Origin of the sequence: Pseudomonas oryzihabitans NBRC 102199, from assembly GCF_000730625.1 — a bacterium.
GTDB classification, from domain to species: Bacteria; Pseudomonadota; Gammaproteobacteria; order Pseudomonadales; family Pseudomonadaceae; genus Chryseomonas; species Chryseomonas oryzihabitans.
The window spans coordinates 548,638-574,372 of record NZ_BBIT01000002.1; the positions used below are offsets into that span (position 1 = coordinate 548,638).

The 25,735-nt window shown below is 64.4% G+C and carries 23 protein-coding genes and 1 pseudogene; 10 read left to right on the forward strand and 14 right to left on the reverse strand.

Translation table 11 applies throughout. The features are described 5' to 3' along the window. From kdpA to POR01S_RS04010, 8 genes are all read right to left on the reverse strand, one after another. Complete coding sequence (gene kdpA, locus POR01S_RS03980) at nucleotides 1-1,698, reverse strand: potassium-transporting ATPase subunit KdpA (RefSeq protein WP_042133921.1); 1,698 nt, start codon at nucleotides 1,696-1,698, stop codon at nucleotides 1-3. Between the two features lie 9 nt (nucleotides 1,699-1,707). Then, nucleotides 1,708-1,797 carry a potassium-transporting ATPase subunit F gene (locus tag POR01S_RS23630; RefSeq protein ID WP_017640468.1) on the reverse strand — a complete coding sequence of 30 codons (90 nt, stop codon included), beginning with the start codon at nucleotides 1,795-1,797 and terminating at the stop codon, nucleotides 1,708-1,710. Between the two features lie 142 nt (nucleotides 1,798-1,939). After that, nucleotides 1,940-2,158 (reverse strand): hypothetical protein, encoded by a 219-nt coding sequence (locus tag POR01S_RS03985; RefSeq protein ID WP_027602181.1) that lies wholly within the window; start codon nucleotides 2,156-2,158, stop codon nucleotides 1,940-1,942. Nucleotides 2,159-2,285: 127 nt separating this feature from the next. Beyond that, nucleotides 2,286-3,353 (reverse strand): endo-1,4-beta-xylanase, encoded by a 1,068-nt coding sequence (locus POR01S_RS03990; RefSeq protein WP_042133923.1) that lies wholly within the window; start codon nucleotides 3,351-3,353, stop codon nucleotides 2,286-2,288. Between the two features lie 44 nt (nucleotides 3,354-3,397). After that, complete coding sequence (locus POR01S_RS03995) at nucleotides 3,398-3,610, reverse strand: hypothetical protein (protein WP_042133925.1); 213 nt, start codon at nucleotides 3,608-3,610, stop codon at nucleotides 3,398-3,400. A 240-nt stretch (nucleotides 3,611-3,850) separates the two neighbouring features. Next, a complete protein-coding gene (acnB, locus tag POR01S_RS04000) occupies nucleotides 3,851-6,451 on the reverse strand; it encodes a bifunctional aconitate hydratase 2/2-methylisocitrate dehydratase (protein WP_042133928.1) in 2,601 nt (866 codons plus the stop codon). 355 nt (nucleotides 6,452-6,806) lie between these two features. Continuing rightward, nucleotides 6,807-7,538, reverse strand: a complete 732-nt coding sequence (locus tag POR01S_RS04005) for an aspartate/glutamate racemase family protein (protein ID WP_027599521.1) — start codon at nucleotides 7,536-7,538, stop codon at nucleotides 6,807-6,809. A 7-nt stretch (nucleotides 7,539-7,545) separates the two neighbouring features. Continuing rightward, nucleotides 7,546-8,250 carry a GntR family transcriptional regulator gene (locus POR01S_RS04010; protein ID WP_007158502.1) on the reverse strand — a complete coding sequence of 235 codons (705 nt, stop codon included), beginning with the start codon at nucleotides 8,248-8,250 and terminating at the stop codon, nucleotides 7,546-7,548. Nucleotides 8,251-8,547: 297 nt separating this feature from the next. Between POR01S_RS04010 and POR01S_RS04015 the strand changes: the two genes are divergently transcribed. The 3 genes from POR01S_RS04015 to POR01S_RS04025 all read left to right on the forward strand — a co-directional run bounded on the left by POR01S_RS04015 (nucleotide 8,548) and on the right by POR01S_RS04025 (nucleotide 11,251). Continuing rightward, nucleotides 8,548-9,993 carry an NCS1 family nucleobase:cation symporter-1 gene (locus POR01S_RS04015; RefSeq protein WP_027602187.1) on the forward strand — a complete coding sequence of 482 codons (1,446 nt, stop codon included), beginning with the start codon at nucleotides 8,548-8,550 and terminating at the stop codon, nucleotides 9,991-9,993. Nucleotides 9,994-10,089: 96 nt separating this feature from the next. Next, a complete protein-coding gene (locus tag POR01S_RS04020) occupies nucleotides 10,090-10,566 on the forward strand; it encodes a DUF1289 domain-containing protein (protein ID WP_027602188.1) in 477 nt (158 codons plus the stop codon). 73 nt (nucleotides 10,567-10,639) lie between these two features. Next, nucleotides 10,640-11,251, forward strand: a complete 612-nt coding sequence (locus POR01S_RS04025) for a MiaE family protein (protein WP_161796600.1) — start codon at nucleotides 10,640-10,642, stop codon at nucleotides 11,249-11,251. Nucleotides 11,252-11,257: 6 nt separating this feature from the next. Here POR01S_RS04025 and POR01S_RS04030 read toward each other — a convergent pair whose 3' ends face one another. Next, nucleotides 11,258-11,950 (reverse strand): endonuclease, encoded by a 693-nt coding sequence (locus tag POR01S_RS04030; RefSeq protein ID WP_007158498.1) that lies wholly within the window; start codon nucleotides 11,948-11,950, stop codon nucleotides 11,258-11,260. Nucleotides 11,951-12,088: 138 nt separating this feature from the next. On the opposite strand from POR01S_RS04030, the pseudogene earP reads away from it, so the two are divergent. The 3 genes and pseudogenes from earP to POR01S_RS04040 all read left to right on the forward strand — a co-directional run. Further along, nucleotides 12,089-13,216 (forward strand): annotated as a pseudogene (gene earP, locus POR01S_RS04035) (elongation factor P maturation arginine rhamnosyltransferase EarP); the annotation flags it as partial. 48 nt (nucleotides 13,217-13,264) lie between these two features. Beyond that, nucleotides 13,265-13,831 carry an elongation factor P gene (gene efp, locus POR01S_RS23760; protein ID WP_007158497.1) on the forward strand — a complete coding sequence of 189 codons (567 nt, stop codon included), beginning with the start codon at nucleotides 13,265-13,267 and terminating at the stop codon, nucleotides 13,829-13,831. Nucleotides 13,832-13,954: 123 nt separating this feature from the next. After that, nucleotides 13,955-14,695, forward strand: a complete 741-nt coding sequence (locus tag POR01S_RS04040) for a sulfite exporter TauE/SafE family protein (protein ID WP_042134436.1) — start codon at nucleotides 13,955-13,957, stop codon at nucleotides 14,693-14,695. Here the strand turns inward: POR01S_RS04040 and POR01S_RS04045 are convergent, their stop codons facing one another. Next, entirely contained in the window at nucleotides 14,696-15,547 is an 852-nt protein-coding gene (locus POR01S_RS04045) for a LysR substrate-binding domain-containing protein (RefSeq protein WP_007158495.1), read from the reverse strand. Nucleotides 15,548-15,648: 101 nt separating this feature from the next. Here POR01S_RS04045 and POR01S_RS04050 point away from each other — a divergent pair, with 101 nt between their 5' ends. Beyond that, entirely contained in the window at nucleotides 15,649-15,900 is a 252-nt protein-coding gene (locus POR01S_RS04050; RefSeq protein ID WP_052382620.1) for a DUF1127 domain-containing protein, read from the forward strand. 33 nt (nucleotides 15,901-15,933) lie between these two features. Then, nucleotides 15,934-17,133 carry a winged helix-turn-helix domain-containing protein gene (locus POR01S_RS04055; protein ID WP_042133931.1) on the forward strand — a complete coding sequence of 400 codons (1,200 nt, stop codon included), beginning with the start codon at nucleotides 15,934-15,936 and terminating at the stop codon, nucleotides 17,131-17,133. Between the two features lie 18 nt (nucleotides 17,134-17,151). Here POR01S_RS04055 and POR01S_RS04060 read toward each other — a convergent pair whose 3' ends face one another. Further along, nucleotides 17,152-18,498, reverse strand: coding sequence for a class II 3-deoxy-7-phosphoheptulonate synthase (locus tag POR01S_RS04060; protein ID WP_007158492.1), 1,347 nt, complete (start codon nucleotides 18,496-18,498; stop codon nucleotides 17,152-17,154). A gap of 111 nt (nucleotides 18,499-18,609) precedes the next feature. On the opposite strand from POR01S_RS04060, the gene POR01S_RS04065 reads away from it, so the two are divergent. Both POR01S_RS04065 and POR01S_RS04070 read left to right on the forward strand, forming a co-directional pair. Then, nucleotides 18,610-19,359: a spermidine synthase gene (locus tag POR01S_RS04065; RefSeq protein ID WP_042133933.1), complete on the forward strand. Its 750-nt coding sequence runs from the start codon at nucleotides 18,610-18,612 to the stop codon at nucleotides 19,357-19,359. Between the two features lie 282 nt (nucleotides 19,360-19,641). After that, nucleotides 19,642-21,336, forward strand: coding sequence for a DEAD/DEAH box helicase (locus POR01S_RS04070; RefSeq protein WP_007158490.1), 1,695 nt, complete (start codon nucleotides 19,642-19,644; stop codon nucleotides 21,334-21,336). 220 nt (nucleotides 21,337-21,556) lie between these two features. On the opposite strand, the gene POR01S_RS04075 is transcribed toward POR01S_RS04070, so the two are convergent. The 3 genes from POR01S_RS04075 to POR01S_RS04085 form a co-directional block, all read right to left on the reverse strand. After that, entirely contained in the window at nucleotides 21,557-22,801 is a 1,245-nt protein-coding gene (locus POR01S_RS04075; RefSeq protein WP_042133935.1) for an ATP-grasp domain-containing protein, read from the reverse strand. A 60-nt stretch (nucleotides 22,802-22,861) separates the two neighbouring features. Next, nucleotides 22,862-24,085 (reverse strand): ATP-grasp domain-containing protein, encoded by a 1,224-nt coding sequence (locus POR01S_RS04080; protein WP_042133937.1) that lies wholly within the window; start codon nucleotides 24,083-24,085, stop codon nucleotides 22,862-22,864. A gap of 99 nt (nucleotides 24,086-24,184) precedes the next feature. Then, nucleotides 24,185-25,285: an amidinotransferase gene (locus tag POR01S_RS04085; RefSeq protein ID WP_042133939.1), complete on the reverse strand. Its 1,101-nt coding sequence runs from the start codon at nucleotides 25,283-25,285 to the stop codon at nucleotides 24,185-24,187. Nucleotides 25,286-25,735 lie beyond the last annotated feature (450 nt).

The window sequence follows — 25,735 nt, forward strand, 5'->3', positions numbered from 1 at the left end:
TCAGCGGACTCCGAACAGTTGCAGATGGTCGGCGATCGGCCCCAGGGCGAGCGTCGGCAGGAAAGTCAGGCCGCCCACCAGCAGCAGGGTGATCACCAGCAGGGTGACGAACAGCGGGCCGTGGGTGGGAAAGCTGTTGGGGCCGAGCGGCACGGGTCGCTTGGCGGCCAGGCTGCCGGCGATGGCCAGGATCGGCAGGATGTAGCCGAAGCGACCGATCAGCAGGGCCAGGCTCAGCATCAGGTTGTGGAAGGGGGTGTTGGCGCTGAAGCCGCCAAAGGCCGAGCCGTTGTTGGCCGTGGCCGAGGTGTAGGCATAGAGCAGCTGGCTGAAGCCATGGGGGCCCGTCGAGCCGATCCCGGCCACGCCGGCCGGAACGCTGGCGGCGATGGCGCCCAGCACCAGTACGCCCAGCGGCATGACCAGCAGGGTCGCCACCAGCAGCCGTACCTCGGGGGCTTCCAGCTTCTTGCCCAGGTATTCCGGGGTACGACCCACCATCAAGCCGGCGATGAAGACGGCGATCAGCACATTGAGCAACATGCCGTAGAGGCCGGCGCCGACGCCGCCGAAGATCACCTCGCCGAGCATCATGTTGAACAGGGCTATCAGGCCGGTCAGGGGGGCCAGGCTGTCATGCATGGCGTTCACCGAGCCGTTCGATGCCGCCGTGGTCACCGTCGCCCAGAGCGCCGAGGCGGTACCGCCGAAGCGGGTCTCCAGGCCTTCCAGGGACGCCCCCTGGGTGATCGACAAACCGGCCAGCGCGGGGTTGGCGTGATTCTGGGCGCCGATGGCCACGGCGCCGCCGACCACCAGCAGGCCGAGCATGGCGGCGAAGATCGCCCAGCTCTGTCGCCGATCCTTGACGTAGTGGCCAAAGCTGAACACCAGCGCGGCCGGAATCATCAGGATGGCGGACAGCTCCAGCAGATCGCTCAGCGCCGTGGGGTTCTCGAAGGGGTGCGCCGAGTTGACGCCAAAGAAGCCGCCGCCGTTGGTACCCAGCTGCTTGATCGCGATCTGGCTGGCCGCCGGGCCCAGCGGCAGGGTCTGGCTGGCGCCCTGCAGGGTGGTGGCATCGACATAGGCGGCGAAGGTCTGGGGCACGCCCTGCCAGATCAGCAGCAGCGCCAGGGGCACGCACAGCGGCAGCAGCACATAGAAGGTGGCGCGAAACAGATCGACCCAGAAATTGCCGATCTCCTGGGCGCTGCGGCGGGTGATGCCGCGGGCCAGGGCGGCCAGCACGGCGACGCCCACCGCGGCGCTGACGAAGTTCTGCACGCCCAGGCCGACCATCTGGCTGAAGTAGCTCAGCGAGGCTTCGCCGCTGTAGGCCTGCCAGTTGGTGTTGGTGACGAAGCTGATGGCGGTGTTCAGCGCCAGGGTCCATTCCAAGCCGGGCAGGTGCTGCGGATTGAGCGGCAGTTCGCCCTGCAGCAGCAGGATGGCGAACAGCAGGATGATCCCCAGCAGGTTGAACAGCACCAGGGCAATGGCATAGGTGCGCCAGTCCTGGCCACGGCCATCGGTGCCCACCACCTTGAGGGTCAGGCGCTCCAGGGGCCCGCCGACAAAGGTCAGCCAGGTCCGCTCGCCTTCCAGCGCGCGGTAGAAGTAGCGCCCCAGGAAGGGCGCGGGAAGAAAGGTCAGGGCCAGGAAGGCCAGGATCAGGAACGCGGCTTGGCTGTCCATGCCGCCTCCCTAGGACCGGCCGGCGCGCAACAGCGCCGCCAGCAGATAGACGAACAGACCCAGTGCCAGGAGCAGGGCCAGAAGATTCCAGGGGGTCATCGCGAGTTCTCCAGAGACGGCCGTTGCCGCGTGGAGAAATTGTCGGGAGGAGGGGCGTAAAGAAGCGAGGCGGGGAGCGGTGGCGGGGCGTAAAGAAAGCGTTAAATCGGCCCCGCCCGCCAGTGCTGGCGGGGCCTTGCGGCTATTGCTTGGGCGCGGCCTGCTGTTCTTCCTTGGCCTTCTTGTTGGCCTCGTGGTGCCCGATGGCGCAGCCCGCGGCGGCACCGGCAACGCCGTGACCACCGGCGACATGACCCGCGGCGCCGCCGACCACGGCGCCCTTGACGCAACCGGCGGCGAAGGTGGCTTGGCTGGCGCCGAGCAGCAGAGCAGACAGGGCAAGGGTAGGCAGGAGCTTCATGGTGGCGACCTCTCGTGGGTGCGAAGTAATGTCCTGTAACAATTGACCTGGCGAGGCTCCGGGGGTTCGCCGCCTTGTGCAAATCTTCCGTGGACAAGCCGCAGGCCAGAGCCTGCCAGCCGCCAGGCTACGGGTGGGGCGCCTGATGCAGGACGGCCCAGTAGGCTGGTTTCGGCCGTTGCTGGCGGTCGAACAGCAGCGGCTGGTCGTCTCCCGGTACGCCGGGCGGGTTGTTCAGATAGCTGTGGTCGTCGGTCACGCCCCACCAGGTCACGGCGCTCACCTCGGGGTGCCTCAGGACCATGGCCATGAAGTCGCGATAGCGTTCGGCCTGAAGGTCCAGCCGCTGCGGCAGACCGAGTACGGGGTGGTAGTCGTGGTGCTGATAGAGACTCATGTCCAGCTCGGTGATCTGGTTTTCCAGCCCCAGCTTGGCGAAGGTGGTGAGCGACTGATCGATGGCCGCCAGCGCTGGCCAGTAGATACTGATATGGGTCTGGTGGCCGATGCCCTGCACCGGCACGCCCTCGGCCAGCAGGCCCTTGACCACCCGCGCGAGGCAGTCGCGCTTGGCGGGCTCGTGGGTGTTGAATTCGTTGATGAACAGGCGCGCCTGGGGATCGGCGGCGTGGGCGGCGCGAAAGGCCTCGGCCAGATAGTCCGGACCGACCACCTGCAGCCAGCGATCGTCACGCAGGCAACTGGGCTGGTTGGGATCTATGGCCTCGTTGACCACGTCCCAGGCATAGACCCGCCCGCGATAGTGGCCGACCACCGTGGCGATATGCGCTCGCAGGCGCTGCAGCACCTGCTCCCGGGTGGCCGGCTGCCCGTCGGCACCCCGCCAGAACCAGTCCGGGGTGTGGCTGCCCCAGAGCAGGGTATGGCCGCGCACCGCCAGGCCGTGCTGCTCGGCGAAGGCGACGATGGCATCGGCCGGCCCGAAGACATAGCGATCTTCCTGCGGATGGATGCGCAGGGGCTTCATGGCGTTCTCGGCCACCAGGCTGCCGAATTGCTGCGCCAGCAGCGCCCCGTCGGGGCCCGCGAGCTGATCGGGTTCGATGGCGGCGCCGATCTTCAGGCGCCCGCCATAGGCCGCCGCCAGGGAGCGGGTAGCGATCGGCTCCGCGGCCAGGGCAGCGGCACTCCAGAGACCCAGAGACACCAGCAGGGCGAGCAGAGCGCGCGGCATAGTGATGATCTCCCAGCAATCGGTAGTGGGTGGCGGACGGCCGTTCAGCCATGAGTATGCGGCGACTCTTCCTTGGCCTTGGCCGCCAAGTGGTGGCCGATGACGCACCCGGCCACCGCACCGGCGATGGCATGGTGACCGGCGACATGCCCGGCCACCCCGCCGACCACGGCACCCTTCATGCAACCCGCCGCCAGACTCGCCTGGCTGAGGGCGAGCAGGAAAAATGACAGGGTGATGACCGCAAGACGTTTCATGGCAGGTATCCGAGGCGTGCTGGAGCGCCGAAGGTAACGGCACCCGGGTTAACAGGCGCTTAAGACCAGCGCCTATGCCGCTGCCCGCGTAGCGTGGAAAACGGCGCAGCCTTTTCCACCGACAGCCAACAGCACATCGCTTGGTCTCCCGCGTGGACAAGCTTCGCGTTGTCCACCCTACGGCGAAATCCCCATAAAAAAACCGCCCCGAGGGGCGGTTTTTCAGTACCGAACGCTACGTCAGACTTCGACGGCGGCGATGCGGGCCTTTTCCGCGCTTTCACGGAATTCGGCGATCTGATCGAAGCTCAGGTAGCGGTAGACGTCCGCGGCCATGCTGTCGATGCTCTTCGCGTATTCCATGTACTCCTCGACGGTGGGCAGCTTGCCCAGGATCGAGGCCACCGCCGCCAGTTCCGCCGACGCCAGGTAGACGTTGGCGCCGTCGCCCAGGCGGTTGGGGAAGTTGCGGGTGGAGGTGGAGACCACGGTGGCGTTGGCGGCCACGCGGGCCTGGTTGCCCATGCACAGCGAGCAGCCCGGCATTTCCATGCGCGCACCGGCCTTGCCATAGATACCGTAGTAGCCTTCCTCGGTCAGCTGGTGCTGGTCCATCTTGGTCGGCGGCGACAGCCACAGACGGGTCGGGATCGAACCCTTGACCTTGTCCAGCAGCTTGCCGGCGGCGCGGAAGTGGCCGATGTTGGTCATGCAGGAACCGATGAACACCTCGTCGATCTTGTCGCCGGCCACCTGGGACAGCAGGCGGGCGTCGTCCGGATCGTTCGGGGCGCACAGTACCGGCTCGTTGACCTCGGACAGGTCGATCTCGATGACTTCGCTGTATTCGGCGTCGGCATCGGCGGCGAGCAGTTCCGGGTTGGCGATCCAGGCTTCCATGGCGCGCGCGCGGCGCTCCAGGGTGCGCGGGTCACCGTAGCCTTCCTCGATCATCCAGCGCAGCAGGGTGATGTTGGACTGCAGATACTCGGTGATCGACTCGGGCGACAGCTTGATGGTGCAACCGGCGGCGGAACGCTCGGCGGAGGCATCGGACAGCTCGAACGCCTGCTCCACGGTCAGGTCTTCCAGGCCTTCGATCTCGAGGATGCGGCCGGAGAAGATGTTCTTCTTGCCCTTCTTCTCGACGGTCAGCAGGCCCTTCTGGATGGCGTAGTAGGGGATGGCATGCACCAGGTCACGCAGGGTGATCCCGGGCTGCATCTTGCCCTTGAAGCGCACCAGGACCGACTCCGGCATGTCCAGCGGCATGACGCCGGTGGCCGCGGCGAAGGCCACCAGGCCGGAACCGGCCGGGAAGGAGATGCCGATCGGGAAGCGGGTGTGGGAATCGCCACCGGTGCCGACGGTGTCGGGCAGCAGCATGCGGTTCAGCCAGCTGTGGATGATGCCGTCGCCCGGACGCAGGGAGACGCCGCCACGGGTGCGGATGAAATCCGGCAGGGTGTGGTGGGTCTTGACGTCGATGGGCTTGGGATAGGCCGCGGTGTGGCAGAAGGACTGCATCACCAGGTCAGCCGAGAAGCCCAGGCAGGCCAGGTCCTTCAGCTCGTCGCGGGTCATCGGGCCGGTGGTGTCCTGGGAACCGACGGTGGTCATCTTCGGCTCGCAGTAGGTGCCGGGGCGCACGCCCTCGACGCCGCAGGCCTTGCCGACCATCTTCTGCGCCAGGGTGTAGCCCTTGCTGCTCTCGGCCGGCTGGTCCGGCTTGTTGAACAGGTCGGTCGGACCCATGCCCAGTTCGGCACGCGCCTTCTCGGTCAGGCCGCGGCCGACGATCAGCGGGATACGGCCGCCGGCGCGGACTTCGTCCAGCAGCACGGGGGTCTTGAGTTCGAAGGTGGCGAGCACCTCGTCACTGCCGTGGCGGGTGACCTTGCCGGCCTTGGGATAGACGTCGATGACGTCGCCCATTTCCAGCTCCGACACGTCGAATTCGATCGGCAGGGCGCCGGCGTCTTCCATGGTGTTGTAGAAGATCGGGGCGATCTTGGAGCCGAAGCAGAAACCACCGGCGCGCTTGTTGGGCACGTAGGGGATGTCGTCGCCAAAGAACCACAGCACCGAGTTGGTGGCGGACTTACGGGACGAACCGGTACCGACCACATCACCGACATAGGCGACCGGGAAGCCCTTGGCACGCACTTCCTCGATCTGCTTCAGCGGACCGATGCTGCCTTGCTGCTCGGGCACGATGCCGTCGCGAGCCATCTTCAGCATGGCCAGGGCGTGCAGCGGGATGTCCGGACGCGACCAGGCGTCAGGCGCAGGAGAGAGGTCGTCGGTGTTGGTTTCGCCCGGCACCTTGAACACGGTCAGGGTGTACTTCTCGGCGATTTCCGGACGCTTCTTGTACCACTCGCCCTCGGCCCAGGACTGCATGACGGCCTTGGCGTGGGTATTGCCCGCCTTCGCCTTCTCGGCCACGTCGTGGAAGGCGTCGAACATCAGCAGCGTGTGCTTGAGTTGTTCGGCGGCCACGGCGCCCAGTTCGGCGTCGTCCAGCAGCTCGACCAGGGTGGCGATGTTGTAGCCGCCCTGCATGGTGCCCAGCAGCTCGGTGGCGCGCTGCTTGGAGATCAGCGGGGACTGGGCTTCGCCCTTGGCGATGGCGGAGAGGAAACCGGCCTTGACGTAGGCGGCTTCGTCGACGCCCGGCGGCACGCGGTTGGTAACGAGGTCGACGAGGAATTCTTCTTCGCCGGCCGGGGGATTCTTCAGCAGTTCGACCAGACCGGCCGTTTGCTCGGCGTTCAGCGGCTGGGGCACGATGCCCTGGGCGGCACGCTCTTCTACGTGTTTACGATAGGCTTCAAGCACAGGTTGACCCTCATCAGTGGTCCAATATTGCGTCCGGGGGCTGGCGCCCCGAAATGTATCCGGCAGGGTAAGACGGGGGAGGCTGCGGGCAGGACCGCCGTCGCGCCGGACGCATTCCGCTGGAAGCTGTTTTCAAAGTTTTACGCCGGCTGCTGGAGAGCTGATCGGCAGTAGGGCGGTTGATGAGGCCGCCGCTGCCGGATCGCCGGATACTTTGCTCGTGACGCTTTGAAAACAGCTTCGTATCGGACATTGCGCCTATAAGGCTGCCTAATTCTACGCCAAGCCTCGAGCGAAGTTAAGCGCCGCGTTGTCGCATCGCTGCGTCGGCTGTTTAGACCTTGGCCGCAGGCTGCTACCGGCCCAGGTGCGCGAAGCGTCCGCTGAAGGGTTTGGCGATGGGGTAGGCCAGGTCACCGTGCTTGCTGGTGCCCAGGCCCAGGTCGACCAGGGATTCGGCCAGCTTGACCGCGGCGCTGACGCCTTCGATCACCGGAATGCCGATGGCTTCGCTCAGGGCCTCGCGCAGATCGGCCATGCCGCCACAGCCGAGCACGATGGCGCCGGCGCCTTCCTCGTCACGGGCGCGGCGGCCCTCGGCGGCGATCAGTTCGATCAGGCTGTCGTCGGCGGCTTCCAGGGCCAGCACCGGCAGGTCGATGCAGCGCACCGAGGTGCACAGCTCGGCGAAGCCGTAACGCTGCAGCAGGTGCTCGGCGATGATGCGCGTGCGGGTGAGGGTGGTCACCACCGCGAAGCGGGTGGCCAGCAGGCTGGCCAGGTGAAAGCCGGCCTCGGCGATGCCCAGTACCGGCCCCTGGGCCATTTCCCGCGCGGCCAGCAGGCCCGGATCGCCAAAGCAGGCGATGACGTGGGCCGCGCAGCCTGCCTCGACGCCCTTGCGCATCTCTTCGATCACCCCGACCGCGGCCACGGCCTCGTCGTAGTGACTTTCGATGGACACCGGACCGGCGTCCGGATTGCTGGCGAGAATGGTGGTGCCCGGTCGGGCAATGGCCTGGGCCGCGCGACCGATCTTGGCGGTCATGCTGGCGCTGGTGTTGGGATTGATGACCTGAATCTGCATGGGAGCCTCAGCTGCGTTTGAAGATGCTGCGGAAATCGGGCTCGGCGGCCGTGGGCCGGTCGATCCGGAGGGATTCGCGGATGAGGCGCAGGTGCTGCGCCATCCACTCGCTGGCGGCCGTGCCGTCGCCGCGGGCGAGCAGGTCCAGCAGGTCTTCGTGCTGACCGCAATCGCAGCCCAGGCTGTGCCGCGAGCCATAGATGGCGATCAGCAGCGAAGAGCGACTGGCCAGTTGGGCCACCTGTTCGGTCAGCACCTGGTTGTCGGCCAGGGCGGCGAGTTCGACGTGAAAGCGCGCGGACAGCTGGATCGCCAGGCTGTGGCGACCGCCATGCTGCGCTTCGTGCTCTTCGAGGCACAGTTGCCGTAGGGGCGCGAGCTGGGCGCTGTCGACGCGGGCGGCCACCAGCGGCATCAGCGCCGGTTCGATCAGTTGGCGCGCAGCGAGGATGTCCTGGGCCTCCTTGGCGCTGGGTTGGGCGACCTGGGCGCCGCGATTGGCGCGCAGGGTCACCAGCCGCTCTAGGGCCAACCGCTGCAGCACCTTGCGAATGCCGGTGCGGCTGATGCCGAAGGTTTCCGCCAGGGTGTCTTCCGGCAGCCGGGTGCCCGGGGTCAGACGATGCTCGACGATGGCTTCGAGAATGTCCTGGTAGATCCGTTCGTCCCGGGGCGAGGCGGCAACGGCGAGCGGCGAGGGTACTGCACTCATGGGCTGACTCCGGCGATTTGCCTGAATTGTATACAAAGTCTCGGGCGACGACGATGGGCGAATGCGTTCCGCCTCGTGCGCCAAGGTAGCGCCTGTCTGCCACCAAACGCCCCAGAGAAGTGCATCTGCGGTAACGCCTACAGGCCTGGGTTAGAGCCTCTTTTCCTCAAAATTCTCTATCGAGCCAGGAGGTTAAGGACATTTTTCGGTAGCTGGCACGTTCTCTGCCTGGTGGATTGTATACAAAACAAGGCGGGCGCCGTATGCAGGTGCCCGCCACCACGGAGGAGGCTATTAATGAACCAGCAGATTCCCCCGGGCTACAGCCCGCGCCTGTACAACGAAGACCTCGGCCCGGTCGAGCAGAAATGGAGCTGGTACAACATCTTTGCCTTCTGGATGAGCGACGTGCACAGCGTTGGCGGCTATGTCTTCGCCGCCAGCCTGTTCGCCCTGGGGCTGGCCAGTTGGCAGGTACTGATCGCGCTGCTGGTGGGGATCTGCATCGTGCAGGTGGTCGCCAATCTGGTCGCCCGGCCCAGCCAGCAGGCCGGCGTTCCCTATCCGGTCATCTGCCGGCTGGCCTTCGGCGTCTTCGGCGCGAACATTCCGGCGGTGATCCGTGGCCTGATCGCGGTCGCCTGGTACGGCATCCAGACCTACCTGGCCTCCAGCGCCCTGGTCATCGTGGTGCTGCGCTTCTTTCCCGCGCTGGCGGTCTATGGCGACAGCAGCTTCCTGGGTCTTTCCTATATGGGCTGGGGCGGCTTTCTGACCCTCTGGTTCCTGCAGGCCTGCGTCTTCTGGGCGGGCATGGAGTCCATCCGCCGCTTCATCGACTGGGCCGGCCCTGCCGTCTATGCGGTGATGTTCCTGCTCGCCGCCTGGATCGTCTGGCGCGCCGGCTGGAGCAACATCAGCTTCACCCTGGCGGAAAAGCAGCTGACCGGCTGGGCGGCCTTTGGCCAGGTGATCGTCGCCATCGCTCTGGTGGTGTCCTATTTCTCCGGCCCCACGCTGAATTTCGGTGACTTCAGTCGCTACTGCCGCTCCATGCAGGATGTCCGGCGCGGCAATTTCTGGGGCCTGCCGATCAACTTCCTGGCCTTCTCTCTGGTCACCGTGGTGATCGTCTCCGGCACCCTGCCGGTATTCGGCGAGATGATCCACGACCCCATCGCCACCGTGGCCCGTATCGACAACACCACCGCGGTGCTGCTGGGCGCTTTCACCTTCGTGACCGCCACCATCGGCATCAACATCGTCGCCAACTTCGTCTCGCCGGCCTTCGACTTCGCCAACGTGGCGCCGAGCAAGATCAGCTGGCGCGCTGGCGGCATGATCGCGGCCGTGGCCTCGATCTTCATCACCCCCTGGAACCTGTTCAACAACCCCGAGGTGATCCATTACACCCTGGATGTCCTGGCCGCCTGCATCGGCCCGCTGTTCGGCATCCTGCTGGTGGACTACTACCTGCTGCGCAAGGGCCGGATCGACGTCGATGCCCTGTTCGACGATTCCCCGCAGGGCGCCTACTGGTATAGCGGTGGCGTCAACTGGGTCGCGGTCCAGGCGCTGGTGGCCGCGGCGCTGATCGGGTTGTGCTTCACCTTCGTGCCCTGGTTCAAGCCGATCGCCAACTTCGCCTGGTTCACCGGCTGCTTCCTCGGCGGGCTGTTCTTCTATGCCCTGAGCCGGCGCAGCGCCAGCCCGCTGCCGAGCCGCGGCGTCGCCGCGGTGTGATTTGACCTGAGGTTCTGCACGACCGGCGCGGGCCACCCGCGCCGGTCGTTGCCGTTTCCGGCTAGACTAGGCGTTTTGCTCCAAGGCTTGCCGCCCATGCCCGCTCCTGTCATCAAGACGCCCTGCGTCGGCCTGTGCTCGACGATGTTCGGCGACCACGTCTGCCGTGGTTGCAAGAGATTCCACCACGAGGTGGTGAACTGGAATCTCTACGGCGAAGAGGAGCGTCGCGCCGTCTGGGCGCGCCTGGAGCTGCTGCTGGTGCAGGTGGTGTCGGCCAAGGTCGATGTCTTCGATGCTGCGCTGTTGCGCCAGCAGTTGCAGCAGCGCAGCATCCGCTTCCGGCCGGATCAGTCCGAGTATTGCTGGGCCTATCAGTTGCTGGCCCGCGGTGCGCGCCATATCCAGCAGCTGGACGCCTATGGGGTGCGCCTCTTGCCGGAATTTCGCGAGCGCCCGCTGGCCGAGTTGCGCGACGCCATCGATCGGGAATTCTTTCTGCTCTCCGAAGCCCACTACGACCGTTACATAGCCCCGCGCTTCCTGCTCGAAGGAGTCGACAGCCGCGTCTGAGCGTCAGCAGGCGAGCGGCGCTGCCCAGGCGCGCGCCTTTCTCTATAATGCGCGGCTTTTGCACGGGATTACACTGATGTCCTTGCCCGAGATGAACGAATTCCTCGGTTGCCGTACGCCGGATGCCTGGGTCGAGGCCGCGCTGCAGGATCTGCCGACGCTGCTGCAGGACCACGCCAACAACGAGAAGAAAGCCGCCGGCGCCGCCTTCCACTATCTGTTCACCTATTCCAATCGCGCCGAACTGTCCTGGAAGATGTCGCGCATCGCCCGTGAAGAGTTGCGCCACTTCGAACAGGTGCTGCAGATCATGAAGCGCCGCGGCATCGAGCATCGCAACGTCAGCTCGGCGCGCTATGCCGGCGCCCTACGCAAGCTCTGCCGCAACCATGAGCCGCTGAAGCTGACCGACAGCCTGGTGATCGGTGCCTTCATCGAATGCCGCTCCTGCGAGCGCTTCGGTGCGGTGGCGCCCCATCTGGACGCGGAGCTGGGCAAGTTCTACAGCGGCCTGCTGGCCTCCGAGGCCCGGCATTTCCAGGACTATCTCAAGCTCGCCTATCTCTATGGCGAGCGCGACGACGTCGACGCCAAGATCGCCGAGGTTCGCGCCCTGGAGGTGGAACTGATCACCTCAAGCGATAGCGAGCTGAGATTCCACAGCGGTATTCCAACCGCTGCCTGAGTCGCGCTACTTGCAGGCCTTGGTCTGGCCCACGTAGGGATTGCCATGGCCCATGATGCAGGCCAGGCGCTGATTGCGCTGGCGCTCCCAGGCCTCGGGCGGGTACTGCTTGGTCCAGGCGGTGTACAGCTGGCTGTCCTGCTTGGACAGCCGCAGGCCGTAGCGATCGCTCATGTAGAAGTAGGTGCGGGCGACCATGCCGCGGATCTCCGGACGCGGCATGGCGGTCTTGGCCTTGAAGTCCACCACCATCTGGCAGGCGCCGTACTGGCTGGGTTTCTGCGGCAGCCAGCCAAAGGCGAAGTTGCTGCGATCGCCATTGACCTCGCCGACTACCGGCACCAGGTTGAAGAGATCGGCCTCGGCCTTCTGGTACACCGGATCGCTGGCCGTGCAGTTCTTGCGACCGCCTTTCTGCCAGCACTGACGCTGGTGACCGATCACCCACGCCGGCACGATGTGCTCCCACTCGATGCGGCTGGCGCGCTGGGCGCTCTTGCGCGGGACGTAGCCGCAGCTCTTCAGATCCACGGTCTTGCCGCTGTAGTGGCAGCCGCAATAGAAGTCCACGCCCTGCTTGGCATAGACCTTGGTCGCGACCACCTTGGCTTCGCTGAAGGTGCGGGGTGGCTGGGGTGTCGCCAGGGCGCTCAGGGAAGCCAGGCTCAGGCAGAACAGCAGGGCGGGGCGCAACGACATGGAGAATCCGTCCGAAAAAGCGCGGATACTACCGACCCGCCTGGGGGCGCGGTGTGACTGGGTTCACTGGAATCTGCCGCGCATCACCCGCTGGCTGAAGCGAAACACGATTCGATATCAATGACTTAGAGGTATGGCATGGCAGCCTGGGACATCTTCTGCACAGTGGTGGACAACTATGGGGACGCGGGTATCACCTGGCGTCTGGCCCATCAGCTGGTCGCCGAGCATGGACAGCAGGTCCGCCTCTGGATCGACGACCTCTATCCCCTGGCGCGGATCCAGCCGGGGGTCGATGGCACGGCCGAGCAGCAGTGGCATCGCGGGGTCGAGGTACGCCTCTGGCATGCCGACTGGACGCCGGCCGAGCCGGGCGACGTGGTGGTGGAGGCCTTCGCCTGCCAGTTGCCGGAAGGCTTCATCACCGCCATGGCGGGGCGCGCCGAGCGACCGCTCTGGCTCAATCTGGAATACCTGAGCGCCGAGGAGTGGATCGAAGGCTGTCACGCCCTGCCGTCGCTGCAGCCCACCGGGCTGAACAAGTACTTCTTCTTTCCGGGCTTTACCGCCAAGGTCGGCGGTTTGCTGCGCGAGCGAGACCTGCTCGAGCAGCGGAACGGCTTCCAGCAGGCGGCCGCGACGCGGGACGATTTCCTTGCCGGGCTGGGTGTCCACCGGCAACCGGGCGAGCGCCTGTTCTCGCTGTTCGCCTACGAGAATCCGGCGCTGATCGACTGGCTCGACGCCCTGAGCGCCGGTAATCGACCGACCTGCCTGCTGGTGCCGGAGGGGCGCGTGCTGGCCAACGTCGCCGCCTGGCTGGGCGTCGACTGGCTCAAGGCCGGCGACAGCCACGGCCGTGGCGCCCTGCGGGTGCAGGTGCTGCCCTTCGTCTCCCAGCAGCAATACGACCGCCTGCTGTGGTGCTGCGACTTCAACGCCATCCGTGGCGAGGACTCCTTCGTCCGCGCGCAATGGGCCGCGCATCCCTTCGTCTGGCACATCTATCCGCAGGAAGAAGACGCCCACTTCGTCAAGCTCGAGGCCTTCCTGGCGCGCTATGTGGCGTCCGGCACCCCTGAACTGGGCGCCGCGGTCAGTGCCCTGTGGCTGGCCTGGAACGGTCGCGGCGACCTGGCTGCGGCCTGGTCGGCGCTGGATACGCAGGTCGAAAACTGGCGTCTGCTGGCGCGCGACTGGAGCGATCGGATGGCTTCTCACAGCGATCTTACCGCCAGCCTGGTGCATTTCCATACAGATTGGCTATCATATGGCGCCTCGAAATCCCGTTCTTCCATCCATACGGATAACCGCATGAAAACCGCACAAGAGTTCCGTGCCGGCCAAGTGGCCATGATCGACAACGCTCCCTGGGTCATCCAGAAAGCTGAATACAACAAGTCCGGCCGTAACGCTGCAGTGGTCAAGATGAAGCTGAAGAGCCTGCTCTCCGGCAGCGCGACCGAGACCGTCTTCCGCGCCGACGACAAGCTCGAGCCGGTGATTCTGGATCGCAAGGAAGTAACCTATTCCTACTTCGCCGATCCCCTGTACGTCTTCGTCGACGCCGACTACAACCAGTACGAAGTGGAGAAGGACGACCTGGGCGAAGCCATCGCCTTCATCGAAGACGGCATGACCGACGTCTGCGAAGCGGTGTTCTACAACGACCGCGTCATCTCCATCGAACTGCCCACCACCATCGTGCGCCAGATCGCCTACACCGAGCCGGCCGTTCGCGGCGACACCTCGGGCAAGGTCATGAAGACCGCTCGCCTGAACAACGGCTACGAGCTGAAGGTCTCCGAGTTCTGCGATATCGGTGACCACATCGAGATCGACACCCGTACCAACGAGTACAAGTCGCGCGCCAAGGTCTAAACCAGACGTCTCGATCAGAAAGCCCGGCTTGCCGGGCTTTTTGCTGTCTGGGCTTTCGTCGCGGGCCGGTCTGGCCGGTCTCTCCAAATCCCTTTGCCGCTGGATAGAATTGCCGTGGAATCGCTGTTTACCTTGTTGATCGATGTCGTCCTCGGGGCGGTGCTGGGTGTGGTGGGTGGGCTGTTCGGCATCGGCGGTGGCCTCATCGCCATTCCGGTGCTGGCGCTGCTGTTCGGCCTCGACCAGCAACTGGCCCAGGGCACCGCTCTGGTGATGGTGGTGCCCAACGTGCTGCTGTCGGTCTACAAGTACAACCAGCGCAACCGCATCGACTGGCAGCGCGCCGCCTTGCTAGCGGGCGCGGGCATGGTCTCGGCCCTGGTGGGCACGGCACTGGCGGTCTCCCTGGACGCCCGCTCCATGCGCCACGGCTTCGTCGGCTTCCTGCTGCTCCTTGTGCTCTACAACCTCTGGCAACTCTATCGCCGTGGCCAGCCACCGCTGACCACGCCGAGCCGTCCGGGCCTTGGCGTGCTGGGGCTGGTGGCGGGACTGGTCGGTGGGCTGTTCGGCGTCGGCGGGGCGGTGATCGCCACGCCCATCCTGGCGGGCGTGATGGGGCTGACCCAGGTCGCGGCCCAGGGCATGTCCCTGGCCATGGCGTTGCCCACCACGGGCGTCACCCTGGCCAGCTATGCCTGGCATGGCGAAGTGGATTGGAGCGTCGGCATTCCCCTGGCCATCGGCGGCCTGCTCAGCGTCAGCTGGGGCGTGAAGCTGGCCCACCAGTTGCCCGAACGGCTGCTGCGCCTGCTGTTCTGCGGTTTTCTGCTGCTCTGCGCGGTGCTGCTGGCGCTGCGCTGACTACTGCCGAAAGCCCTCGGCGATATGCTCGGCGAGGGTGTCGATGATCGGCGAGGCGCTGCGTGGATTACGCAGCAGTTCGATGGAACAGGAGGGCAGGTCGGGCATGCCGTCGGCTTCTCCCAGCCGGCGCAATTCGCTCGGCAGCAGGCTCTCCAGCTGCGCGGTGACCGCCAGGCCTGCCTTGACGATGCCCAGCAGCGCGGCAAGGCTGGGGCTGCTGTAGGCCAGGCGATAGCCACGGTCGCGATTGTCCAGGGCGCGGCGGGCCCATTCGCTGAGAAAGCAGGAGGTATTGAACATCGCCAGCGGCAGCGGATCGCGCTGGTGAATGTCGAACCCGGGTGCCTCGGCCCAGACGAAGCGTTCCCGCCGCAACGGCAGACCGATCTCGTTGCCCGGTTCGCGGGTAACGATGGTCAGATCCAGATCCTGGCGCTGCAGCAGACCCGCGGTGGGCTCGCAGTGGACATCCACCTGCACCAGCGGGTAGGCCTTGGCGAAGCCCGCAAGGATGCCCGGAATGAACCTCATGACGTAGTCGTCAGGGGTGCCGATGCGCACCGTCCCCACCATGTGCGGCTCGCGCAGGGTGGTCATCACCTCCCCATGCAGCTTGAGGATCCGCCGAGCGAAGCCCAGCAGGACCTGGCCTTCCGCGGTCAGACGCACCTGGCGGCCGTCACGCTCGAACAGTCGCCGCTGCAGCACGTCCTCTTCCAGCTTGCGCATCTGCATGCTCACCGCCGACTGGGTGCGGTTGACCACCTCGGCCGCGCGGGTGAAGCCGCCCTGATCGGCGATGGCGACAAAGGTGCGCAGCAGATCGGTCTCTATGCTGGGGTAGTTCATGGCATCAGCTCGGTGAATGGATCGCATCAGAAAGATTCGTTGGATTGATGTTAAGCCGGCTTCCAGACTTGAGCCATACCCTCTGGAGAAGGAGATGCACCATGGCTCAGCTCATAGCTCACCGAGATTCGTCCGGGCGTTCCCCTGGTGTTGCGGGCGTCACCTCTCGTCTGCGGCAGGCCTGGGCCTGGTTGCGGCGGGCGATGGAGCTTTCCCGCCAACGCCGAGCGCTCTATCGGCTGGATGAAAACGCGCTGCACGACCTCGGCCTGAGTCGCGCCGATGCCTGGCAGGAGGCCGACAAGCCGTTCTGGCAGCAGCCCGCGGAGGAGCGCCGCCGCCGATCCTGCTAGGGTGAAAGATCCCTTCCTCTATCAGGAGCTCGGATGGACAGCCTTTCCCTGCGCGAGGCCCGGCGTCTGGCCTTGCGCGCCCAGGGTTTCGGTAATCAACCCAAGGGTGGCGCGGGTCCGGCCGCCCTGTATCGCCAGGCCGCACGCCTGAACGTGCTGCAGATCGATTCGGTCAATGCGCTGGTGCGCTCCCACTACCTGCCGCTGTTCAGCCGTCTCGGCCACTATGCCTTCGCCGATTTCGATGCCCTGGCCTGGGGGCAGGGGCGCAAGCGCCAGCTCTATGAATGCTGGGCCCACGAGGCTTCGCTGGTGCCGGCCGAGGTCTGGGCCGAGCTGCGCTGGCGGCGCGATCAGGCGCGCCAGGGCATCGGCATCTATCGGCAGCTGGCGCGTTTCGCCGTCGAACAGCCGCAGGTCGTCGCCCAGACCCTGGAGGCGGTGGTGCAGCGCGGTGCCCTGGGCGCCGGCAGCCTGGCCAAGCGGGTCGAGCAGGCCGGTCCCTGGTGGGACTGGAGTCCGGGCAAACTGGCGCTGGAGTGGCTGTTCGCCGCCGGCGAGGTGACGGTGGCCGGGCGGCGCGGCTTCGAGCGTCTCTATGACCTGCCCGAGCGGGTGCTTCCGGCGGAGATCCTTGCGGCGCCGGCCGTTGCGCCCGAAGCCGCCCGCCGCGCCTTGCTGCTGCGCAGCGCCCGTGCCCTGGGCGTGGCGAGCGAGGTCCAGCTGCGTGACTATTTTCGTCTCAGTCCGGCCGAAGCCCACCAGGGCCTCGCCGAATTGCTGGAGGAGGGCAGTCTGCAGCCCCTCCAGGTGCAGGGCTGGTCGAAGCCGGCCTATGTCGCCGAGACGCGCAATCCCGGGCGCCCGGTGCGCGCCGCGGCGCTGCTGTCGCCCTTCGATTCGCTGGTCTGGGAGCGCGAGCGCACCGAGCAGCTGTTCGGCTTTCGCTATCGACTGGAGATATACACGCCGGCGGCCAAGCGGGTCTATGGCTACTATGTGCTGCCCTTTCTCTACCGGGAGCGGCTGGCGGCGCGGGTGGATCTGCGCGCCGAGCGGGCGCAGTCGCGGCTGGCGGTGCATGCCGTGCATCTGGAGGCGGCGGGGCTGGATGACGAGGGGCTGGACGCCCTGGCGGGGCAGTTGCGTGCCCTGGCCGACTGGCTCGGTCTCGCCGACCTGCAGTTGCACGGGCCGGCGGACGTCTTGCGCGAGGCGGTGGCGCGGCACTAGAGCGCGCCGCGCCCTTCCTTAGCGGCGAATGCCCTTGAGCGTCTCGGCGATCATGAAGGCCAGTTCCAGGGACTGGTCGGCATTCAGGCGCGGGTCGCAATGGGTGTGGTAGCGATCGGACAGGGCGTCTTCGGTGACCGGGCGGGCGCCGCCGATGCACTCGGTGACGTTCTGGCCGGTCATCTCGATATGGATGCCGCCCGCGTAGGTGCCCTCGGCCTGGTGCACGCCGAAGAATTCCTTGACCTCGCCCAGCACGCTGGCGAAATCCCGGGTCTTGTAGCCGGTGGACGCCTTGATGGTGTTGCCGTGCATGGGGTCGGAGCTCCACAGCACCTGGCGACCCTCGCGCTCGACGGTCTGGATCAGGCGCGGCAGGTGATCGCCGACCTTGCCCACGCCCATCCGCACGATGAGGTTGAGGCGACCCGGATCGTTCTCGGGGTTGAGGGTGTCGATCAGGCGGATCAGGTCTTCGCTGGTAGTGGAAGGACCGACCTTGACGCCGATGGGGTTGTTCACGCCGCGCAGGAATTCCACGTGGGCACCGTCCGGCTGGCGGGTGCGGTCGCCGATCCAGAGCATGTGCGCCGAGCAGTCGTACCAGTCGCCGGTCAGGCTGTCGCGGCGGACGAAGGCTTCTTCGTAATTGAGCAGCAGCGCCTCGTGGGCGGTGAAGAAGTTGGTTTCCTTGACCTGGGGCGCGGTGTCCAGGCCGCAGGCGCGCATGAAGGCCAGGGTCTCGTCGATGCGGTCCGCCAGCTGGTGGTAGCGGTCGGCCAGCGCCGAGTTGGCGATGAAGTCCAGATTCCAGCGATGCACCTGGTGCAGGTCGGCGAAACCGCCCTGGGCAAAGGCGCGCAGCAGGTTGAGGGTCGCGGTGGACTGGTTGTAGGCCTGGATCAGGCGCTGCGGGTCGGGGATGCGGCTGCCTTCGGTGAAGTCTATGCCGTTGACGATGTCGCCACGGTAGGCCGGCAGGGAGACGCCGTCCTGGACCTCGTCGCCGGAGGAGCGCGGCTTGGCGAACTGGCCGGCCATACGGCCGACCTTGACCACCGGGCAGCCGGCGGCGAAGGTCATGACCACCGCCATCTGCAGGAGCACCTTGAAGGTGTCGCGAATCTTGCCGGCGGAAAATTCGAAGAAGCTTTCCGCGCAATCGCCGCCCTGCAGCAGGAAGGCCCGGCCCTGGGTGACCTCGGCGAACTGCCGGCGCAATTCGCGGGCTTCGCCGGCGAACACCAGTGGCGGATAGCCGGCCAGGGTGCGCTCGACATCGGCGAGACGGGCTTTGTCGGGGTATTCGGGCTGTTGCTGGATGGGCAGGCCTCTCCAGCTGGTGGGGCTCCAGGGCGCGGACATGATTCTCTCTGAGGGTGCGATGAAGCCGTCCATGGTAACCGATAGCGGCGGCATGGCTCGATAGACAGTGCCCATCGCGGCTACCATGGACGGCTATAGAGGAGGGTGGTGATGGTCGAGACGGAAGTGTTGCTGGAAGAGGTCGTCGATGACCATGGCCGGATCCGGGTGGTGGAGGTGGGGCCTTATCGCTTCCTGGAGTTTGGCGAGGAGGTGGAGCAGAGCTGCGTCTTTACGGCGGACCCCGCCTGGCTGGAATACGACTACAACCGCGCCATGCTGCTGGGCGCGCTCTGCCACCCGCAGCCGCGGCGAGCGCTCTTTCTCGGCCTGGGCGCCGGCACCCTGACCCAGGCCTGCCTCAAGTGGTTGCCCCTGGAGGCGGTGGAAGCCCTGGAACTGCGCCCCGCGGTACCGCGCCTGGCGCGCCAGCATCTGGGCCTCGACGAGGACCCGCGCCTGGCCATCCGCATCGGCGATGCCCTGGACCTGCTCGACAGCGCGGCGCCTGCCGATCTGATCTTCGTCGACCTCTATACCGATGTCGGCCCCTCCAGTGCCCACTTGGCCTGGCGCTTCCTGGAAAATTGCCAGGCCAAGCTCAACCCTGGCGGCTGGCTGATGATCAACCAGTGGAGCGCCACCGACGGCAAGCCCCTGGGCGCCGCACTGCTGCGCGGCCTGTTCCGCCATCATTACTGGGAGTGCCCGGTGGTCGAGGGCAATGTCATCCTGCTGGTGCCGGCCAGTCGGGAGCAGGAGCTGGACGTGGCGGGCACGCGGCAGCGCGCCCGGGAGTTGACCCCGCGGATAGGGTTCGATGTGGAGGCCTATCTGGACAACCTGCGTGCGGCAACCTGACCACAAAAGTAGACCAAGGTTCTCTGGAGAAATGTCCAGGGTTCGGGTATCATTCGCCCCGGTCTTTTTGACCTTCCGTTCAGGAACTGCATTTTCCCGGTCCGCCGCCATGGCCACACCGGTCGTGCGTTCGCCCGACGGCGAACAATCCTAGACGCTTCACCCCTTTTTCATCCGCTATTTCGCAAAAAGCTCACACCTTGGCTGCCTGGGCGACTTCGGTCATTCGGATAAGCGCAGCTCTTGGCTTTGGGGTCTTTGCGAAGCACACGAGGCAAGACAATGACCCAGGACACCAGCGGTTTCGCTGCGCTCAATCTCAATCCCGCCATCCTCGCCGCCATCAAGGCCGTCGGCTACGAAGAGCCGTCGCCCATCCAGTCGCAGTCCATCCCGGTGATTCTCTCCGGCCACGACATGATCGGCCAGGCCCAGACCGGTACCGGCAAGACCGCAGCCTTCGCTCTGCCGCTGCTCTCCAAGCTCGACCCGTCCCGCCGCGAACCCCAGATTCTGGTGCTGGTTCCCACCCGTGAACTGGCCCTGCAGGTGGCTACCGCCTGCGAAACCTATTCCACCGAGATGCCCGGCGTGAAGGTCGTGGCCCTCTACGGCGGCGCGCCCATGGGCCCGCAGCTGAAGTCCCTGCGCATGGGCGCCCAGGTTCTGGTCGCCACCCCCGGTCGTCTGTGCGACCACCTGCGTCGCGACGACAACCTGCTGGCCACCGTCCAGCACCTGGTGCTCGACGAAGCCGACGAGATGCTCAAGCTGGGCTTCATGGATGACCTCGAATTCATCTTCGAAGCCATGCCGGAATCCCGCCAGACCGTGCTGTTCTCGGCGACCCTGCCGCCGTCGATCCGCGCCATCGCCGAGCGTCACCTCAAGGAGCCGCAACACGTCCGCATCGCGGCCAAGACCCAGACCGTCGCCCGCATCGAGCAGGCGCACCTGATGGTCCACGCCGACCAGAAGCCGGCCTCGGTGCTGCGCCTGCTGGAAGTGGAGAACTTCGACGCCCTGATCGCCTTCGTGCGCACCAAGCAGGCGACCCTGGACCTGGCCGAGCTGCTGGAACGCCAGGGCTATCGCGTCAGCGCCCTGAACGGCGATATGCCCCAGGCCCAGCGCGAGAAGACCATCGAGTCGCTGAAGGATGGTTCGCTGGACATCGTGGTCGCCACCGACGTCGCCGCTCGCGGCCTGGACGTGGCGCGCATCACCCACGTCCTGAACGTGGACATGCCCTACGATCCGGAATCCTACGTGCACCGTATCGGTCGTACCGGCCGTGCCGGTCGTGAAGGTCGCGCGCTGCTGCTGGTCACCCCGCGCGAGCGCCGCATGCTGCAGGTCATCGAGCGCGTCACCGGTCAGCGCGTCGGCGAGATCCGCCTGCCCGACGCCGAAGCCGTGCTGGAAGCCCGTATCTCCCGCCTGGCCGATGGCGTGGGTTCGCTGCTGGCCGATGCCGACACCACCCATGGCGCCCTGCGTCAGGAGCTGTGCGAGCGTCTGCAGTGCGATCCCTCGACCCTGGCCGCGGCCCTGCTGGCCAAGCTGACCAGCGGCCGCGCCCTGGACATCGAGTCGGTCCGTCGCGAGCAGCCGCTCACCCCCGGCGCCGGCCGTGGCGAGCGTCCCCGTGGCGAGCGCAGCGAACGGGGCGATCGTCCCGAGCGTGGTGAGCGTCCGGACCGTGGCGAGCGTCGTCCGATGCAGCCGTTGCCGGAAGGCCGCGTGCGCTGCCGCACCGCCCTGGGCGCCCGTGATGGCGTCGCCGCCAAGAACCTGCTGGGTGCCATCATCAACGAAGGTGGCATGGATCGCGAGGCCATCGGCCGCATCCAGATCCGTGACTCGTTCAGCCTGGTGGAGCTGCCCGAGGAAGGCCTGGAGCGTCTGCTGACCAAGCTCAAGGACACCCGTGTAGCCGGCAAGGCCCTGCGCCTGCGTCGCTATCGCGAGGATTGATCCCCAGGCTTTTGCTTGGCGATAAGAGGCCCCGGCGCTGTAAGGCGTCGGGGCCTTTTTGTTGCGCAGGACGTCTGGTACGACCAACCTGTGCTCACGCGCGTATACGCTACGGGTCGCCGTTTTCCCCCTTGCGAAGGGACTGGTAGGCCGCGAAATCCACGGGAACGGTCTCAGGCAAGAACCGTGGGAGGAGTGGGATTGCGAGCGCTGCTAAGGGCTAGCTGCCTCTGACAGCGAGATGTACCTGGTAATGTTCCAGAACGTACTGGACGTCTTCGGCGACTCTTTGCCGCTCCCCACAGAATACGAAAGTACCCAGGCCATCCTTGTGGCAGAAAAAGGCGCCCGACGCTATGTCTCCCGGACGCGGTAGGGTCTTCATGCTCAATGTCGAAAGGCTTTCGATCGCTGCGAGCGTCACGTGGGAGACATGGAGCGTTTCGCGGGACAGGTGCTTTTTCGGAAACATCATATAGGCCCAGGCTTCGCAGCGGCGGCTGGTCTGCAGGGATTCACAGAGGCCGAGTTGCAGGGCGAGGTGAAGCAGGCGCAGGTCCAGGCCATGAGCGAACGCTATCATCTCGGTCGTATGTCCGCCGCCCGGGCGGAAGGCGATTTCCAGCAATTCCAAACCAGCGCCTGCGTCGCCGAAGGCTTCGATGTGATAGACCCCGTCAGGGCAATCGAACGCAGCTATCACCTGTTCGGCGAAGGGACGCCAGAGCGCCTCGAGATCCTCCTGGGGAACTGAGAGATACCCCAGTGGTTGCTCGGCAAGGTAGTCGATGGGTTTCCCCAGGTATTCACCGGCACTGAGGAACGCCAGTTGCTTGCCGAGAACGATGGCATCGAGTTGATACAGAGGCTGGCTGTTATAGGTTTCGATGATGTACTGGTGTTCGCTCATGTCCTGGTAGCTGTCACCCGTATCGCGGGGGAGGCCGGAGAGCTCGCGGGCATCGGTGATGATCCTGACCCCCACGGCGCCCGCCAGCGATCGGGGTTTCAGAATGACCGGAAGGGTCGCCGCGCCGCTTTTCAGCTCGTCGAAGGTGACTTCCTTGGCGGTGGGTATGTTGAACAACTGGGCGATCTGTTTCATCCGCTTCTTGTCGCGAAAGCGCACAGCCATATCGAGCGTAAGCCCTGGCAAGCCCCAGCGATCGTTGGCCCACGCCGCGACGTGCACCGCGAATTCGTCATTGGGAAGGACTGCGGTAATGGCGTAGGTGTCGGCGATTCGACCAAGGACGCTGTCAATTTCGCCATGGACGGCGAAATCCCGGACCAGGAAGGTGTCGCTCCGCATCAATTCCGCTCCAGCCTGGCCCAACAGGTCCTCCAGGAGGTAGACGAATGTCCATCGCGCTAGCTCATAGGTGTCTCTGAGTCTGGCGACCACCTCATCGACATCCAGTTCGGAGGAAATGATCAATAGGGTGTTGGGCTGGTCAATTCTCATGATGAACGGGGCCTTTGGTCGTGACGGATATCTGTGGGAGCAGCGGTCCCAGGCCGCTATCTACGGTTCAGCGGCCACAGCGACGCTGTAATGCCTGTTCAGGTAGTCGATGTCCTGAAGCACGAGATCGCGATCGCCGCAAAAGACGAATGAGCCCAGCGAGTCCTTGTAGCAGTAGAATTCTCCCGAAGCGACGTCGCCGGCCTTGGGTATCGAATGGGTGCTAAGCGTTGGCAGATTTTCCAGGGGTGGTAAGGACACCTGGGTGACGTAAAGCGGTGTGAGGGAAAGGTGCTTTTTAGGAAAGGTCATATAGCCAAAGGCTTGGGCCTTCCGCTGGATATCTAGTGAAGGTTCCAAGCCCAGTTGTGCCGCGAGATGGATTAGCTTCAGGTCCAGTCCGTAGACCATCTCTATCATCTCGACAATGGCCGCGCCGCCAGGTCGATAGGCGATTTCCAGCAGTTCTGCGCCAGCAAAGGCCTCTATGTGATAGACCCCGTCAGGCGCATCGAAGGCGGCTATCACGGCTTCGGTAAAATGGCGCCAGATATTCTCGATCATCTCCTCGGGAACCGCTATCACGCCGACCGGTTTTTCCTGCAGGAAATCCATGGGTTTGCCTAGATATTCGCCGACCGATAGGAAGGCCAGTGTTCCTTTACGGACGATACAATCAATATGGTAGATGCAGGCTGGATTATAGGTTTCGATAAGATACTGATGTTTGCTCATATCCTGATATTCAGGGTTCGAATCGATATCGATGGACGACATTTCGTCTGCTTCGTTAATGATCCGGACGCCTTGAGCGCCCGCTAGTGAGCGCGGTTTGACGATGATGGGAAACTGCACCTGCCCAAGCTTGATTTCATCGAGCGTTATTTCTCTGGCGGTCCTGATTCCTGCGCGCTGAGCGATCTCTTTCATTTTCTTCTTGTCGCGAAACCTTTGCGCCTCTTCTCGGGTGATGCCTGGAAGTTGCCAGCGCTCATTTGCTGAAGCGGCTACGTAGAGCGAAAATTCGTCGAAAGCCACCGCGGTAGAAATGCTGTAGTGGCGAGCTATCTTATCAAGGGCTGCCTCTACCTCGGTGGCGATGGCGAAGTCAGAGACGAGAAAGTTTTCCGGGCGTTTCAATTCCTCTCGCGCCTCGCCCAGATAATCCTCCAGCAGGAAGACGAACCTCCAGGTCTGCAGGTCATACTTCGCCTTGAGCGCCGCTACGTTCAAGGCGACATCCAGGTCGGAAGAAACGATCAGTACCGTATGTTCGAGCTGCATTTCCAAATCCTGTCATGCTTGCGGCTATTGGTGCGCGCAGGGCCTCGGGCCCTGCGCGCCTAGAGCGCCCCACTATTTCCAGATGGGCGCCGGAAGTCTTCAGATATAACTTTTCAGGCTTCCGCGCCGTTTGACATCCAGCGTGGCACAGTGGAAGGAACCACCGAAGGTCTGAAAGTGCTTGAAGGGACAGAGGATGGTCTTGAAACCCCACTGGCGGAAGGCGTTGATCAGAGCCTCCTCGTCCTGCTCGACGACCACCGTTCTTTCGTCCAGCATCAGCACATTGATGTGAATCCACTTGGAAGTGATGTAAAGAGGATGGTCGTCGGGCAGGTTGGACGGCGGCGGAGTCAGGATTTCCCAATCTTTGAAGATGTCAGGAATTTGCGGTACCCAGCCCTTGTTGACGAGTACGCGGCCTGGCGCCAGCGGCAGTATCGTCGTGTCGATGTGCATGGGTCCTGGCTCTTCGAACTCATAGATATGGATGCGATAATCCGATCCGAGGGTTCTGCGCAGCCATTCGATGCCCTTGTTATTCGTTACATGGCTACGCTGGCCGATGATGTCGCGGCCCATCTTCATGAAGTCGGCCGCGTCAAATAGCGGTTCCACCTCGGTGATTATGGAGTTGAATGGAATCTCCTGGTCGAAGTCATAATCCCTTTTCCAGATGTTGTCTTTCAGCATCGGCTTGGGGGCTGAGATCCAGTCAGCACCTCTGCTGAAGTAATCGTTCAGGATGTCACGAAAAGCGAAGGTCTCGAAGTAACGGCTGCGCCAGGCCATGGGCACTTCAATGATCTTTTTGCCGATTGCGAAAAGGCAGTCCCTTGGCATGGCGGAGTAGAAGGTGCCACCTGTAGTGAAATGGGGAGTCACTATGGGCTGATGGTGATTGAACTCGTTTGGCCGTTTTACTCTTATGCCCTCGGCTTCCAGGATCCTGGCCAGCGTATTGACTTCCTGCCTGGCCTTGATGACCAGCTCTTCCGGAAATCGCTGTCCAGAGTATGTCTGGAAAAAGTCGCTCGACTCTCTGGGTATGATGGCTCTCAGACCGGTATCCCATTCAGGTACGCGGATGTCATCCATTATGCCAACTATGACCTCCTCCAGGGGATCCCACTCCGTATAGACTTCTACGGGGCTTTCCAGGTTGGAAAAGGATGACGGCTCTTCTGTTTGGAATTCCATGATAAATGGCCTTCGGCAGTAAATGAAGAGTATATGTTTGGCGAAAAAATAGTGGGTGGCAAGAGAGGCGGTTAGGAAGTTATATATTGTCGGATTATAAGATGACGGTATTCGTATGTGGTGGTCGGGTGCCGGTGCTAAGGGTGCGGGTGAGTGTACGCGCCTTCTGCTTAATTGATAGTTCTTGCTTGGGTGGTGATTTGTAGTGGATGTTCCTGATTACTGCTGCGTTTTTCTGAAATACCTGTGGTTGGCGGCTTGGCCTGGTTAGGCTAGTTCATATAACGAAGATGCGCCGGTCCGCGCGATAGGTATTGGCATGCATGTAATAAGCAGGCCGAAAATTGATATGCTGATAGTATTTCTTTGGAAATCATGCTGCTGGCATGTTCATGGCTTATTAAAGTCGCTTCGCGAGATTCCACGTTGCGGGGAGGGGCTACGGGGCGC

What these genes read in the sequence shown, in the direction of transcription:
- POR01S_RS23630 (WP_017640468.1), bottom strand. Translation starts at nt 1,797, where the DNA reads ATGACCCCCTGGAATCTTCTGGCCCTGCTCCTGGCACTGGGTCTGTTC.
- POR01S_RS04085 (WP_042133939.1), bottom strand. Translation starts at nt 25,285, where the DNA reads ATGGAATTCCAAACAGAAGAGCCGTCATCCTTTTCCAACCTGGAAAGC.
- efp (WP_007158497.1), top strand. Translation starts at nt 13,265, where the DNA reads ATGAAAACCGCACAAGAGTTCCGTGCCGGCCAAGTGGCCATGATCGAC.
- POR01S_RS04060 (WP_007158492.1), bottom strand. Translation starts at nt 18,498, where the DNA reads ATGTCCGCGCCCTGGAGCCCCACCAGCTGGAGAGGCCTGCCCATCCAG.
- POR01S_RS04070 (WP_007158490.1), top strand. Translation starts at nt 19,642, where the DNA reads ATGACCCAGGACACCAGCGGTTTCGCTGCGCTCAATCTCAATCCCGCC.
- POR01S_RS03995 (WP_042133925.1), bottom strand. Translation starts at nt 3,610, where the DNA reads ATGAAACGTCTTGCGGTCATCACCCTGTCATTTTTCCTGCTCGCCCTC.
- POR01S_RS04030 (WP_007158498.1), bottom strand. Translation starts at nt 11,950, where the DNA reads ATGTCGTTGCGCCCCGCCCTGCTGTTCTGCCTGAGCCTGGCTTCCCTG.
- POR01S_RS04050 (WP_052382620.1), top strand. Translation starts at nt 15,649, where the DNA reads ATGGCTCAGCTCATAGCTCACCGAGATTCGTCCGGGCGTTCCCCTGGT.
- POR01S_RS04045 (WP_007158495.1), bottom strand. Translation starts at nt 15,547, where the DNA reads ATGAACTACCCCAGCATAGAGACCGATCTGCTGCGCACCTTTGTCGCC.
- POR01S_RS04010 (WP_007158502.1), bottom strand. Translation starts at nt 8,250, where the DNA reads ATGAGTGCAGTACCCTCGCCGCTCGCCGTTGCCGCCTCGCCCCGGGAC.
- POR01S_RS04080 (WP_042133937.1), bottom strand. Translation starts at nt 24,085, where the DNA reads ATGCAGCTCGAACATACGGTACTGATCGTTTCTTCCGACCTGGATGTC.
- POR01S_RS04005 (WP_027599521.1), bottom strand. Translation starts at nt 7,538, where the DNA reads ATGCAGATTCAGGTCATCAATCCCAACACCAGCGCCAGCATGACCGCC.
- POR01S_RS04015 (WP_027602187.1), top strand. Translation starts at nt 8,548, where the DNA reads ATGAACCAGCAGATTCCCCCGGGCTACAGCCCGCGCCTGTACAACGAA.
- POR01S_RS04065 (WP_042133933.1), top strand. Translation starts at nt 18,610, where the DNA reads ATGGTCGAGACGGAAGTGTTGCTGGAAGAGGTCGTCGATGACCATGGC.
- POR01S_RS03990 (WP_042133923.1), bottom strand. Translation starts at nt 3,353, where the DNA reads ATGCCGCGCGCTCTGCTCGCCCTGCTGGTGTCTCTGGGTCTCTGGAGT.
- POR01S_RS04075 (WP_042133935.1), bottom strand. Translation starts at nt 22,801, where the DNA reads ATGAGAATTGACCAGCCCAACACCCTATTGATCATTTCCTCCGAACTG.
- POR01S_RS04055 (WP_042133931.1), top strand. Translation starts at nt 15,934, where the DNA reads ATGGACAGCCTTTCCCTGCGCGAGGCCCGGCGTCTGGCCTTGCGCGCC.
- POR01S_RS03985 (WP_027602181.1), bottom strand. Translation starts at nt 2,158, where the DNA reads ATGAAGCTCCTGCCTACCCTTGCCCTGTCTGCTCTGCTGCTCGGCGCC.
- POR01S_RS04020 (WP_027602188.1), top strand. Translation starts at nt 10,090, where the DNA reads ATGCCCGCTCCTGTCATCAAGACGCCCTGCGTCGGCCTGTGCTCGACG.
- kdpA (WP_042133921.1), bottom strand. Translation starts at nt 1,698, where the DNA reads ATGGACAGCCAAGCCGCGTTCCTGATCCTGGCCTTCCTGGCCCTGACC.